At 69.1% G+C, this 13,237-nt stretch carries 13 protein-coding genes; 8 read left to right on the plus strand and 5 right to left on the minus strand.

Going from position 1 to position 13,237, the window contains the following annotated elements:
• Positions 1-59: 59 nt before the first annotated feature.
• Together ABZ463_RS39720 and ABZ463_RS39725 are read right to left on the minus strand one after the other, a co-directional pair.
• On the minus strand, positions 60-383 hold the full coding sequence (locus ABZ463_RS39720) for a hypothetical protein (protein ID WP_362784944.1): 324 nt from the start codon (positions 381-383) through the stop codon (positions 60-62).
• A 363-nt stretch (positions 384-746) separates the two neighbouring features.
• Positions 747-2,345 (minus strand): MFS transporter, encoded by a 1,599-nt coding sequence (locus ABZ463_RS39725; RefSeq protein WP_362784947.1) that lies wholly within the window; start codon positions 2,343-2,345, stop codon positions 747-749.
• Between the two features lie 325 nt (positions 2,346-2,670).
• Here ABZ463_RS39725 and ABZ463_RS39730 point away from each other — a divergent pair, with 325 nt between their 5' ends.
• The 3 genes from ABZ463_RS39730 to ABZ463_RS39740 all read left to right on the plus strand — a co-directional run bounded on the left by ABZ463_RS39730 (position 2,671) and on the right by ABZ463_RS39740 (position 5,968).
• Complete coding sequence (locus ABZ463_RS39730) at positions 2,671-3,420, plus strand: TetR/AcrR family transcriptional regulator C-terminal domain-containing protein (protein ID WP_362784950.1); 750 nt, start codon at positions 2,671-2,673, stop codon at positions 3,418-3,420.
• A gap of 333 nt (positions 3,421-3,753) precedes the next feature.
• Positions 3,754-5,097 carry an MFS transporter gene (locus tag ABZ463_RS39735; protein ID WP_362784952.1) on the plus strand — a complete coding sequence of 448 codons (1,344 nt, stop codon included), beginning with the start codon at positions 3,754-3,756 and terminating at the stop codon, positions 5,095-5,097.
• Between the two features lie 445 nt (positions 5,098-5,542).
• Entirely contained in the window at positions 5,543-5,968 is a 426-nt protein-coding gene (locus ABZ463_RS39740; RefSeq protein ID WP_362784955.1) for a nuclear transport factor 2 family protein, read from the plus strand.
• A 347-nt stretch (positions 5,969-6,315) separates the two neighbouring features.
• Here ABZ463_RS39740 and ABZ463_RS39745 read toward each other — a convergent pair whose 3' ends face one another.
• Positions 6,316-6,828, minus strand: coding sequence for a GtrA family protein (locus ABZ463_RS39745; protein WP_352012184.1), 513 nt, complete (start codon positions 6,826-6,828; stop codon positions 6,316-6,318).
• A 185-nt stretch (positions 6,829-7,013) separates the two neighbouring features.
• On the opposite strand from ABZ463_RS39745, the gene ABZ463_RS39750 reads away from it, so the two are divergent.
• Positions 7,014-8,162: a histidine kinase gene (locus tag ABZ463_RS39750; protein ID WP_362784958.1), complete on the plus strand. Its 1,149-nt coding sequence runs from the start codon at positions 7,014-7,016 to the stop codon at positions 8,160-8,162.
• Positions 8,159-8,875, plus strand: a complete 717-nt coding sequence (locus ABZ463_RS39755; protein ID WP_362784961.1) for a response regulator transcription factor — start codon at positions 8,159-8,161, stop codon at positions 8,873-8,875. The genes ABZ463_RS39750 and ABZ463_RS39755 overlap by 4 nt, the downstream gene beginning before the upstream one ends.
• Here the strand turns inward: ABZ463_RS39755 and ABZ463_RS39760 are convergent.
• Entirely contained in the window at positions 8,840-9,964 is a 1,125-nt protein-coding gene (locus ABZ463_RS39760) for a lipase (protein ID WP_362784963.1), read from the minus strand. The two genes, ABZ463_RS39755 and ABZ463_RS39760, sit on opposite strands and share 36 nt — an antisense overlap.
• Before the next feature lie 315 nt (positions 9,965-10,279).
• On the opposite strand from ABZ463_RS39760, the gene ABZ463_RS39765 reads away from it, so the two are divergent.
• The 3 genes from ABZ463_RS39765 to ABZ463_RS39775 are packed head-to-tail and all read left to right on the plus strand — an operon-like array spanning position 10,280 to position 12,532.
• Positions 10,280-10,702: a hypothetical protein gene (locus ABZ463_RS39765; RefSeq protein ID WP_352012180.1), complete on the plus strand. Its 423-nt coding sequence runs from the start codon at positions 10,280-10,282 to the stop codon at positions 10,700-10,702.
• Between the two features lie 19 nt (positions 10,703-10,721).
• On the plus strand, positions 10,722-11,870 hold the full coding sequence (locus ABZ463_RS39770) for a sensor histidine kinase (protein WP_362784966.1): 1,149 nt from the start codon (positions 10,722-10,724) through the stop codon (positions 11,868-11,870).
• Positions 11,867-12,532, plus strand: coding sequence for a response regulator transcription factor (locus ABZ463_RS39775; protein WP_362784968.1), 666 nt, complete (start codon positions 11,867-11,869; stop codon positions 12,530-12,532). Before ABZ463_RS39770 ends, ABZ463_RS39775 begins: the two co-directional genes overlap by 4 nt.
• A gap of 44 nt (positions 12,533-12,576) precedes the next feature.
• Here the strand turns inward: ABZ463_RS39775 and ABZ463_RS39780 are convergent, their stop codons facing one another.
• A complete protein-coding gene (locus ABZ463_RS39780) occupies positions 12,577-13,116 on the minus strand; it encodes a DUF1062 domain-containing protein (RefSeq protein WP_362784971.1) in 540 nt (179 codons plus the stop codon).
• Positions 13,117-13,237 lie beyond the last annotated feature (121 nt).

Genomic DNA, 13,237 nt, shown 5'->3' on the forward strand with positions numbered 1-13,237 from the left:
ACACCGCTTCTCGTCCGCGACCGCAGCGAGGTGAGCGCCCACCACGTCCACTCAGTCGGTCAGTGGGCACGGCGACGGGGCGCGAGGACCTCGGTGGCCGTGACGATGGCCTCAGGTCCGGGTTTGACGTAGCGGATTGCGGTGCGGGGGCTCTTGCGCCGGGTCTTGCCCATGATGAGCTGCGGCGGCACTTCAGTCTCGCCGAGGTGGGTGGCGGCGCTGTGGCGCAGCTGGTGCAGATCGAACCCGGCGTACTTGTCCAGCAGGACACGGGCGCGGTCGTAGCCGAGGCGGGCGCGCCCGGTGTACGGGCAGATGTCGGCCGGGCGGCGGGCGGGCGACGCTCGGACAGGAACACCGGTCGTTTCGTGCGGTCCTGCCATCCGGAAGCCGGAGTACCCGGGGCGGCAGGTGGGCGGTGCGCTGTCCCAGTACACCCACTCGATCGCGTCACCGGCTGCCCTGGCGGGCCCTGGACACCTCACCGGCTACATCGCTCCGCCCTCACTCACGCTGCCGAGGACAGCGCCAGCACCTCCACCCTCCTGGCCCACTACGCCCGCCTGCCCCCCAAGGCCCTGGCCCGCCGGCGGAACAACCGAGACCCGGCGGCACGGCGCCGGTAACGCGTACAGCGCATCAGATCAGGTTCGTATCCGCCCGATTTTCCGCGAGTACTACGGATCCCCTGGGCACCAGGGCCCGGGCAGCCGGGCGGGCGCCGGTACGGCCTGCGAGACCCCTGCTCACGATGGGGTCGCCGTGAAGTCCAGGTCACTTGCTTGGTCCCGGCCGTTGTGTCCTGCTGCGGATTCCGGGGCCTCGGATCCGGGCCGGGTGTGTGCGGTGCGGAGCAGGAGGGCGATGAGGACGGCCGCGCCCGTCATCAGAACGACGCAGACCACCGAGGCGATCCGCATCTCCTGGGCGAAAGCATCGAATGCCACGCTGCGCAGCATTTCGGCGGCGCCCTCCGGAAGGGTCGCGGCTGTGTCGACGGCACCGCCGAGGGTGTTCCGCGCGGCCTCCAGTTCCTTGGGCGTGAGGGTGTCAGGAGCCTTGGCCGCCAGTTCCGAACGGTAGACGGCGGTGCCGACGCTGCCCAGGATCGCGATGCCCAGCGCCCCGCCGAACTCGGCCGAGGTCTCGGCCATGGCGGAGGCCGCCCCGGCCCGCTCCGGTGGTGCGGCGGACAGGATTACCTCGGTGACCACGGCGGAGACTCCGCCGATACCGATCGCGACGATTGTCAGGCCGCTGACGAGGTAGCCGATTCCCGAACCGGCTTGGATCAGGGTCAGCATGGCGTAGCCGGCGGCTGCCACGAGCAGCCCGGCGGCGATCACGTTGGGTTTACCGATGCGGGGCGCGATCGCGGTGGCCAGTGCGATGCCCAGCGGCATCACGAGGAAGGTGGGCAGGGACCACAGAGCCGACTCGAACGGTCCCATGCCCAGAACGAGCTGCATGAACTGCCAGTTGAACAGGGAGAAGCCGACCAGTCCGAATGTCGCCAGCGCGCCGATGAGCAAGGGCACGTTGAACCGGCGTGTGCGGAACAGCGCAAGGTCGATCATGGGGTTCGCGGTCACGCGCTGACGGTGGACGAAGGCCGCCCCTACGGCGAGTCCGGCGGCGCAGTACAACAGGGGAACCCACTCAAGACCGCGCTCCGCCAGCAGTTTGACGCCGTAGATGACGCCGAGTACGGCCAGAAGGGACAGGGCGGCGCCGAGCAGGTCGAAACGGCCCGGCCTGGGGTCGCGATATTCGGGGAGCAGCAGCGGGCCGAGGACCAGGAGCAGGACCATCACCGGCACGTTGATCAGGAAGACCGACCCCCACCAGAAGTGCTCCAGCAGCAGTCCGCCGATGATCGGGCCGAGTACGGCGCCGCCCGCGAAGCCCGCCGTCCAGACACCGACCGCGGCAGCCCGCTGTTTGGCGTCGTGGAACATGTTGCGGATCAGGGAAAGCGTGGACGGCGCCAGCGTGGATCCGGCGATGCCCAGGAGCGCGCGGGCCGCGATGAGCGACCCGGAGCCGGTCGAGTAGGCCGCCAGAACGGAGGCGGCACCGAAGGCCGCGGCGCCCGCCAGCAGCACCCGCCGCCGTCCGATCCGGTCGCCGAGCGTACCCATCGTGATGAGCAGGCCGGCGAGGAGGAAGCCGTAAGCATCCATGATCCACAACAGTTCGGAGCTGCTCGGCTTGAGGTCGGCCGTCAGGGACGGGAGCGCGACGAACATGACGGACATATCCATGGACGCCAGTACGCAGGGCAATACCAGGACCGCGAGCCCGACCCACTCCCTGGCTCCGGCTGTTCTGTCTACTTCAGTCATTTCCTCGGTTCCTGAGTCGCGTTGGCCAGGTCGGGGTAAATCGCCCCGGTGGGTACTTTGTACGCACTGGAGCGTACAGAATACGCATGCACGTTGAACTCGTACAACATCTTTCTAAGCTGCCACTTTGCCTGCACCGCACGCTGGAATCCTCGATGGCCTAGGATTTCGACACAACCCGGAGTGTGTGACGAAAAGGAGTGTGGTGATGTCGGTGCAACCGGCATGCGCGTCATGCGGAAAGTCGCTGGAACCCGCCGATCGGGGCCGACCGAGGCTCTACTGCTCCCGCGCGTGCCAAGCGAAGGCGTACCGGGCACGCAGAGTGGAGGCACCGGCCGGCACCCCGGAAGACAACGACGGCGCGCCGCATCTCACCGTTGAACGCATCGTGCGAGCCGGGATCGTCATCGCGGACGCGGAGGGACTCGACGCGCTGTCGATGCGCCGGGTCGCCATGGACCTCGGCACCGGCACCATGTCCTTGTACCGGCACGTGGCGTCCAAGGACGACCTGGTGGCCCTGATGGTGGAGGCCGCGATGGCCGATGTGCCCCTGCCCGACTCGGCGCCGCGGGACTGGCGTCACGGTCTCGAACGCGCCGCATACCGTGACTGGGACCTTTACCACCGCCACCCGTGGATCCTGCCGAGAGTCATGGTGACAACCCGCGCGTACTTCAGCCCGGCTCTCGCGGCGGACAGTGAAAGCGCTTTCTCCGCGTTCGACGGACTCGACCTCGAACCCGCCGAGGCTTTCCGGTACATGTTCATGTTCGCCTCGTACGTGCAGGGCGTGGCGCTGACCTACGTCAGCGACATGGAGGCGGAACGGCAGGCGCGAATCGCCCCAGCTCAGGGGGCGAAAGCCTCGAATGAGGCACAGAATCCGCTTTTCGCACCCGGGGCATATCCCCGGCTCGCCCGCGCGATGCGCGCAGGCGCCACTCCCTGGGACCTCGACGCCCTGTTCGCCTCAGGACTTGCCGGCATCCTGGACGGCATCGCGGCCGATCTGGCCAGACGGGGCATCGATTCGAGGTCTGGCGGCCATCGGAACGAGAAGTCACGCTAAACGGCTCAGTGGACTCGGCTCAGAGGTCGCGCGGACAGGTGATCCTGACGCGCCGGGGGGTGACAGGCGCTGCTGCTAGGCTGATCGGCATGTCAGGCGCATCGTGCTCGGCCGCTTGTGCGGCAGTGACCAGGACGTCCCGCTAGCGGCGGGACGTTCGACTCTCAGCACCACCCATCCTGGAACGTCCAGTCGCTTCGTGATCAGTCCGGAGCGGCCGTTTGTGCTGCTCGGAAACTCTTCAGAGCGACGGAGCACTCGATGCTTTCAGGCATTACTTCTTCCCGCGGGCAAAGCCCGTCTCCCGTACGCGCATGGCTCGTACTGTGCGCGATGGCCATGCTGCAGTTCTTCATCGCGGTCGACGTGACCGTGGTCAACATCGCGCTGCCCTCAATCGGCGCGGATCTCGGCGTCGACGGCCAGTCGCTGACCTGGATAGTGGTCGGCTACACCATCACCGGCGGCGGGCTGCTCACGCTCGGCGGTCGCCTCAGCGACCTGCTAGGCCGCCGCCGCACGCTGCTGGTCGGCACGACCCTGTTCGGTGCGGCATCGCTGCTGGCGGGGCTGGCCCCCTCGTTCGCGGTCCTGGTGGCCGCGCGCCTCTTCCAGGGGGCCGGCGAGGCTATCGCACTGCCGACGGCGATGGCCACCATCGTGCTGATGTTCCCCGAGGGCCCACGCCGGTCGCGGGCCCTGAGCGTGTGGGCCGCAGTCGCCAGCTGCGGTCTGGTGCTGGGATTCGCCCTCTCCGGAATCATCACCGCCCGTCTGGGTTGGCGCTGGATCTTCCTGATCTCGGTGCCGTTCGTCCTGGTCGTGATCATGGCCGTGCTCGTGCTCGTCAAGGCCGACCGTCCCGCTTCACGTAAACGGGCCCGGCTGGACCTGCCGGGCGCGCTCCTGCTGACTGCGTGCCCGCTGTCGTTCACCTACGCCGCGGTCGAAGCAGGAGAATCCGGAACGAGCCCGTGGGTGAGCCTGGCAGCGCTGGCAGGTGCGGTGCTGGCCGCCGCCGGGTTCGTGCGGGTCGAGCTGCGGTCCTCGAACCCGCTGGTGCCGCCGGCCTTCTTCGCCAACCGTGCCCGGGTGAGGGCGAACCTGACAACGATGCTGCTCAGCGGGGCGTTGTCGACCTCATTCCTGCTGTTCACGTTCTACCTGCAGAACCGTCTCGGAATCGGTCCGCTGGGAGCCGGCCTCACGATGCTCCCGCTGGCTGTTGCGCTGATCGCGGCCTCGGTTCTCGTGCCGAGGCAGCTGGGCCGTTGGGGAGCACGCGCGTGCGTGCTGGCAGGTCTCGGAGCCGCTGCGGGCGCGATGACGGTGATCGCGCTTGTGGCAGCCCTGGGTGCCGGGGCGACGTGGCTGCTTCCGGCGATGCTGCTGATCGCCGCCGGGATGGGCTTCGGGCTGGTGGGGCTGCAGTACATCGCGGTCAGCGGAACGACCGACGAGGACGCCGGGATCGCCTCCGGCGTCCAGCGAGCAGCCGACCAGCTCGGCGGGGCAAGCGGCGTAGCAGTCTACGTGGGCATCGGGTTCGCCCCCGCCGTGCACACCGCAGACCCGTTCCTGATCGCAGCGGTCCTCGCCATCGCCGGGCTGGCCGTCGGCGCCGTGGTCGTCAGCCGTTCCTCGGCCATCACGGAGGTGCGACCGCAGACCGAGTAGGAGACCGCGCCGCCACGCTCTGCCGTCAGGCAGCGGCGTGGCGGCGCGGCCATGTGTTCGACTCGGGAACAGTGGCTCGATCCGCGCCCGCTGCGCGTCAGCCAAGGGCATGCCCAGATCAACGATTAAGCGATCGGAAAGAAGCTCAGCTCAGGGCGGCGATGTGGGCTGCGAGCCGGTCATTGGCGGATCAGGCCGCGGCGTCCGCCGTACCATCCTCATCGCCTCTGGGCGTGTCCTGCTCGTCGGTGCCGAACAGCGTCAGTTGCTCGCCGTCCGGTTCGGTGCCGGTGAGTTTCAGACAGAGGTGCTTTCCATCAGGTCGTCACCCGCTGTCGCCGAAGTCCGGTCCGATCCTTCTTCTGTGTTTTCCGGTGGCACCCCTATGTGAGAACCAGTGTTCCGTATGGTGTACGGTACGACGTACGTTACAAAGAGGAGCAGCATGTACCAGCCGAGTGCCGAAGAACTGAAGAGCATCGAGGAATGGTTCGCCGACTACGATGCGCTTGCCGAGCGGGGCTCCATCGAACAGCTGGCTGACCTGGCGGTCTTCCCGATGAACGTGGCCACCGACACGCCAGGCGGCTACGCGAGCGTCCGTCAGTGGACGCGAGCCGAGTATGTCGAGGCGATGAAGGAGTCCATGGGCGGCGGCACCGCCGGGCTTGACCTGCGTTCGACGCGCACCCCGCGCTTTCTCACCCCGAACCTGGTGGTCGTGGAGACCGAGGCGACGATGACGGTCGAAGGCCAGGAGCACCACATGCACTACGTCGACCTGCTGGTGCGGGCGGAGAACGGGTGGGCGTTCCAGACCATGGTCCAGGGCGGCTGGGGTCACGGCTGGCCGTCCGCCAAGCGCGGCTGACCGAACCGTTCCCGGTCAGGGCACGTCTGGATGCTGAGCCGGCCTCCCGGAAGGGGAACGGTGCCGCCCGCGGTGGGTCGCGGGCGGCACCGTTCTGGGTGCGGGGTGAAGCGTTCCTTCGCGGTCCGGATACGACAGGTCCGGATACGACAGGAGGTGCGCTCTCGACGGTCGGCCGCCGGGCGGGGTGACGTGAACGACCTTGTCGTCCTGCCGCACCCGGCTGCCCGTGGTGAAATCGAACGTGAAGAACCCACCCCCTCCAGGGATGACCCCTGAAGGAGCCCGGGGAATCGCCGACGCAGCTTGCGGGGCCCCTTGAGGGCCGGCTTCTGGATTCGCCGCCGTCAGGCCGCCTTGTCCGTGGCATCGGAAGCGGGGGCCAGCCGCACGCGGCCGGGCCGGATCCCCTCCTCGGGGAAGACCCACTTCCGGAACGCCCAGAAGCGGAAGACCATGGCGATCAGCGTGCCGACGACCTGCGCGCTCACGAAGTCGGCGATCTCCTGGGCCACCAGGCTCACATCCGGCGTCTCCATGCCGAACGCGTACCGCGAGACCCACAGCGGTGCGGAGTTGAGCACCAGGCCGATGCCGCTGACCAGGAAGAACAGCGCCGCCTCGTGACGGCGCTCGCGACCGCCCCTGGCCCGGAACGACCATTCGCGGTTCAGCACGTAGGACACGATCGTCGCCACGAGCACTGCGATGATCTTCGCGGTCACGGGCTTCGGTTCCAGAACGGTCAGCTTCAGCCCATAGAACATCGCGTTGTCCACGAGGAACGCCGTCCCACCGACCGCTGTGAACTTCAGTAGTTCGCGGTGCTTCAGCGCAAGCGCGTGCAGCGGTTCCGGCAACCTTGCGAGTACCGCTTTTGCTATTCGGAGCACCCCCGATCTTCTCACCAGTCAGACGTTCCATGACAAGTTTGACGAACACGATTTGCCCGGCTGGAACCGTACCCGAGGGCGAAGCCGCGTGATCATGAGCTTTGACACGGCGCCGTGGTGCCTGGTGAGGCCCGTCCCTCTAGGGTGGGCGCATGGCCGAACGGCGTCCCTTGATCGCGCGCAGGCTGCGACCGGGACACTGGGTCGCCGTCGACGTGTTCGCGGCCTTCGCCCTGGCCGCCGGGTTCTCAGCGTCGGCGGTGTTGGTGCCGGAGTCCGCCCGAGTGCCGACGTACGCGGCCGTGCCGGTGATCGCGCTGGCCTGCCTGCCACTGGCGGTCCGGCGCCGGTGGCCGGTGACGGTCTGCGTCCTGGTCCTGGTGGCGGCGGTGTTCGCGCCGTTCACCGGGTGGGAGGAGCCGTTCGTGCCCTTGGCGGTCGCGCTGCACGCGGTGGCGCTGCTGGAGGCGCGCCGGACGGCGGTGGCGGCGCTGGTGGCCGCGCTGGCGGTGACCGCCGCCGGCTCCGCGATCGGCTCGCTCTCATGGGCAGAGGCCGCGTCGGCGTGCGGATTCGCCTGGCTGACGCTCGGCCTGGCGTGGACGATCGGGCTTGCCGTACGGGAGCAGCGCGCGTACGCCGCGCAGGCCGTCGCACGGTCGGCGCAGGCCGCGGCCACGGCGGAACGGCTGCGCATGGCTCGTGACGTGCACGACGTCGTCGCCCACAGCATGGGGCTGATCTCCATGCGGGCCGGCATCGCCAACCACATCGCCGCCACGCACCCAGAAGAGGCGAGCGAGGCCCTGTCGATCATCGAGGAGACCGGCCGGAAGGCGCTGGCGGACCTGCGCAGGCTCCTCGGTCTGCTCCGCGACGACTCAGCAGACCGGGACGGCCCGCCGTACACGTTGGACTCGTTGCGCGAGCTGGTCGCGGCGATCCCGGCCGGTGACGTACGGGTGGAACTCGACGTCGAGCCCGGCCTCGCGCTCGGCGACGAGGAGGCCCTCGTCGTCTATCGCCTCGTGCAGGAGTCGCTGACCAACGTGCTCAAACACGCCGGACCGGCCCGATGCCGGGTGGCCGTCGGCACCCGGGCGGAGCATGAGCTGGTGGTCGAGGTCGTCGACGACGGCCGCGGGGGCGCGCCGCGGGAGGGGGGCCACGGGCTGGCCGGGCTGGAGGAGCGGGTGACCCTGTACGGCGGCACGTTCTCGGCGGGGCCGGAGCCCGGAGGCGGCTTCGCCGTCCGCGCAAGGCTGCTGTCACGGGGCGGTCCCGGGAAGGACGAGAGATGAGCACGTTCACGGTGCTGGTCGCCGAGGACCAGGCGTTGCTGCGCGCGGGGCTGTGCAGGCTGATCGACACCGCCCCCGACCTGGAGACCGTCGGCGAGGCCGGGACCGGAGAGCAGGCCGTGGAGCTGGCCCGCGGCCTGCGGCCCGATCTGGTGCTCATGGACGTCCGCATGCCCGGCCTCGACGGGATCAAGGCCACCGAGCTGATCCGGACCGACCCGGTGACCGCCGCGACGCGGGTGGTGATGCTGACCACGTTCGATCTCGACGAGTACGTCTACGGGGCGTTGCGGGCCGGAGCCAGCGGATTCCTGCTGAAGGACACCCGGCCGGGCGACCTGCTGGAGGCGCTGCGCGTCGTGGGGGAAGGACAGGCGTTGCTGGCCCCGTCGGTCACCACGCGACTGATCGGGGAGTTCGCCCGGCGCGGGTTCACCGGGATTCCGGCCCGGCTCGCGGCGGGGCTGACCCAGCTGTCCGCCCGGGAGCGGGAGGTGCTCCTGCTGGTGGCTCAGGGACTGACCAACCCGCAGATCGCCGAGCGGCTCGGCATCGGGCAGGCGACGGTCAAGACCCATATCCGCAGCCTGCTGGCCAAGCTCGCCGCGCACGACCGGGCACAGCTCGTCATCGCCGCCTACGAGGGCGGCCTGGTCACGGCCGGCGGGCAGGCGCCGTCAGCGGCGGTAGGAGACCTCGGGGAAGGCGGCTGACGGGCCCCGCAGCAACGCCTGCGGACGGCCGCGCAGGTTCTGCTCGAAGAAGGCCAGCGGGTAGGCGCGCTGGAAGGCCAGCGCCCGCTCGGCCGGGATCGTGCCGACGACCTCCTCAAGCTGCGCCTTGCCCAGCCCCAGTGGCTTGGCCGACATGGGGATGAGCAGGACGTCGTCGCCGAAGGAGTTGTGGGCCGCACCCTTGAGGGTCACGTTGAGCCGCCAGCCCCGCAGCCCGTCCCAGAAGGTGCGCAGCGTCGGATTGGTCGCCATGCCGCCCTTCCCGTTGGTGTCGACCACCATGTACGGCCGGTCGAGACCGGACTGCGCGACCTTGCCGAGGATGGCGCCGTCCAGGCCGAGCCCGGCCTTGATCCGGGGGTCGGCGTACATGGCGGAGGAGGTGGCCGCGCCACCGAGCGAGTGCCCGAACATTCCGATGCGCGCGAGGTCGAAGAGCGGCTTCCCGTCACGACCGGGCAGTTTCTCCTCCAGGGAGGGCAGGCTGTCCAGGACGAACCGCACGTCGGCCACCCGGATGTCGACCGCCTTGGCGAAGTCGGTCACCTCGTCACCTGTCTCAACCCGGCCGCCGGGGAACTCCACCACCGCCGCGTCATAGGGGTGATCGACGGTGACCACCGCGTATCCCCGACTGGCCAGTTCCTCGACGACGCCGGTCCCGTACGCGCGCGAGGCGTTGGCGCCCGGTGAGTACAGGACGACCGGCAGTTCGCCCAGGCTCGTGTCGGCGGGCGCGCCCTCGTGGCCGTCGGTTCTGTCCGTCAGCAACGAGCCCGGCTCCAGGTCGTTCATCTTCAGGTACTGCTCCGCCGCCGCCTTCGGCATCCAGGGGGCGATCGGGTGGGCCTGCGTGTCCCGGGCCGGGTACCACAGGCTGACCATCAGCTCCCGCTTCCTGCCGGAGCCCTTCCAGGGATCCGAACGGGACTGATCGACCAGGTGGACCGAGACGGTCCCCACCGGATGCGGGCCCGTCGGCTTCGGGATCGTCAGGCGTTGCGGTGGGGTGGAGCCGCATCCGGCCAGTGTGAGGGCCATGGCGGTGATGATGAGTGCACGTTTCACCCTGTTCACGGTGTCAGTCGTGTACGGCTGCCGCCTCTGGCGTGAGGAGGACCTCCGGCTCAACCCAGGAAGGTAGCGCTCGACGGAGATCGTTTTCAGGGATGACGCTCGCGACCGGAACCGGCCGTCAGGCGGCGGACCTGCGGATTCAGGGCGCGGGTCACCGTCCTTGAGGCTCGATGCCTACTCCCTTTGGAGTAACGCGTACGGCGAACGGTGCAAGATCAGGTGACGATCGACGGACGACGCGCTCCCGCCACTGCCCGGCCTAACGTTTCCCCTTGAAACAACGACACGAAAGCTGGAGGAATCACCATGAACAAGCGAGTGATGACGGCGATCGCCGGGCTGAGCCTGACGGCCGGTCTGCTGGGATCGGCCTGGGCACCGGCCGGCGCCCAGACCGGCACGGCCGGTGAGGCCACCGTTGCGACGGCCGCGCCGAAGCCGCCGAAGGGAGCCAGGGCCGTGGTTCAGGTCAGCCCCAACCCCACCACCGAACGGGGCCAGGAGGTGACGATCACCGGCCACTGCGGCGGCGGCAAGGGGCTCAAGGCAGTGGTCGCCGGGATCGACTTGAAGAACCCGGTGCTGCAGAACATCCGCATCGTGAAGGACGACCCGAAGGGATTCGTGGCGAAGGCGACCCTCTCCCCCAGGATCGGTAACGGCGTCGGCCCTGTCTTCGTCGACTGCGGCGGTGAGGCGGGCGTGACCCTCCTGGTCACCCACGTCTGATCGGATCCGGGGCCTCCGCATGGCCGAGTCGTTCGCACGGCGCGAACCCACTCCTGTCCGGCACTTCGCCCGGATCATCGACATCACGCTCGCCGTCCTGACCCTGGTCTTCTTCGTCGCCGTGGCCCTCGCCACCGGGGTGCACAGCCCCTGGCAGGGCCAGATCCCCCTCGGTCTGTTTCTCGGAGCGCTCCTGCTGGTAAGACGCCGCTGGCCGATGACCGTGCTGCTGTTGTCGATCGGCGGTGTCTTCGTCTACCACCTCACCGGACACTGGTCTCCCCCCGGTTGGATCTGGCCGGTCGCGGTCGCCTACTTCACCGTGGCCACCACACCACGTGTGCGCTGGGTGCCCGTCATCGGCCTGGCCCAACTGGTCTACTCCGCTGTCGACGCCCGCTGGGTCCTGGACAGGAACCCGACCCACTATCTGACCCACGTCGTGGGGGAAGGACTGCTCCTGGCGATCCTCATCGCCGCCGGCCTCACCTACGCCGCCACGACGCGCTGGCGTGAGCGGTTGCGCGAATCCGACAACCGTGCCCGCGCCGCCGAGGAACGGCTGCACGTCTCGCACGAGGTACACGACATCATCGCGCACACCCTGGCCGTCGTCGGGGTGCAGCTCAACGTCGCCGCCGACACCCTCCAGGAGGACCCGGCCGAGGCCGCCGCCGCGCTACGCCTGGCGAAGGACGTCAGGAACCGGGCGATGAGCGACCTTCGCTCGCTCATCGCGACCCTGCGTGACAGCCCGGCCGACATCGCGCCCCAGGCGGACCTGGCCTCCCTGGACGCTCTCATCGCGGACATCCGCGCCGCCGGGCTTGAGGTGATCCTCGATGAGCGCGGCGACCGCGCGGCCGTCTCCGCCACTCCCGCCATCGCCGTCTACCGCGTCGTTCAGGAGTCCCTGGCCAACACGCTCAAGCACGGGGAGGCGAGCAAGGCCGAGGTGACGATCGGCTACCGGCTGCACTCGATCACCGTCGAGATCATCGACGACGGCCGCGGCGTCCCGGGTGGCGCCGATGTCACCGAGGGCCACGGCCTGGCCGGCATGCGCGAACGGGTGAGCGCGCTCGGGGGCGAGTTCACCGCGGGCCCCGTCCCCGGTGGCGGCTTCGCCGTACGGGCCGACATCCCTGTGGCAGGCTCGATGGCATGACGATCAAGGTCCTCCTCGCCGACGACCAGGCGCTCGTACGGGCCGGCTTCCGCAGCCTGCTGGCCCGCTCCCGGGACATCACCGTCGTCGGCGAGGCCCAGGACGGCGACGAAGCCGTACGGCTGACCGTGAGCACCCGCCCTGACGTGGTTCTCATGGACATCCGCATGCCGGGCACCGACGGGATCACCGCCACGCGCCGCATCGTCACCGACCCGGCCATCCTGGGCTGCCGCGTCATCATCCTCACCACGTTCGACACCGACGAACACGTCTTCGCCGCCCTGCGCGCCGGAGCCAGCGGCTTCCTCACCAAGGAGGTCGAGCCCGCGGAACTCCGCCGGGCGGTCGCCGCCGTCGCCGGTGGGGACGCGCTCCTGTCGCCGGGCGTCACCCGCCGTGTCGTCGAGCGGTTCGCCCACCGGCAGGACTTCACGCCTGACGCGGGGCGGCGAATGGCCGCCCTCACCTCCCGGGAACTGGAGACGGTCAAGCTCGTGGCGCTCGGACTCTCCAACAACGAGATCGCCGAGCACCTCGTCATCAGCCCGTTCACCGCCAAGACCCACATCACCAGGGCCATCGCCAAACTGAACGTGCGCGACAGGGTCCAGCTGGTCATTTTGGCCTACGAGAGCGGCCTCGTACGGCCCGGCGCGTGACGACGACTCCGAGGAGGTGGTGAGGCCGGGTGGCCTCACCACCTCTAGTTCTCAGCCATCACGGTGAAGGTGAATCCGGTGCTCGTCGTACGGCGCAGCGAGACGTCGCACTTGATCCGGCGCAACACCTCGTTCCTGCTGAGGCCGAGCCCCCGCGCGATGAGCCGTTCCGGACGCACCGGCACCGGATCGTCGAAGGTGACCTCCACCTGGACCGGCCACGCCTCGCTGAGCCATGCCGACGGAGTCTCCAGCCGCCAGGCCCCCGTCCAGTCGAGGGTGAAGTGGTTGCGCTGGGCGAACAGCGGGTCCAGCAGTCTGGACGCCACCAGTCCCGGATCGTTGACGAGATAGCCGTCGAGTTGGGCCGGATCGAGGGATCTGACCGGCGCCCGCCCGTGCACGGTGAGCTTGCTCGTCCGGTCGCAGGACACGCAGCGGACCAGCAGCCACACGTCAAGCAGTTTGCCGTTGGCGTTGACGCGGAACCTGCCCTCGCCGGTGGTGGCCGACTCCGACGGGCAGTCCACGCACCGCAACGACAGCAGAGGAAGCCTGGTCCGACGGACGACCCAGGGCAGCACGATATGAGGTTGTGAAGACATGATCTCTCTAGGAGCTGTTTGGGGTTCGGATCTAGGTGTGGCCCAGTGGCGGGCCGGCCGTGGCTGGTAGAACTCGGACGTGGCGCGTTTTGATGTGACC

Origin of the sequence: Streptosporangium sp. NPDC020145 (genome assembly GCF_040631275.1) — a bacterium.
Taxonomy (GTDB): Bacteria; Actinomycetota; Actinomycetes; order Streptosporangiales; family Streptosporangiaceae; genus Streptosporangium.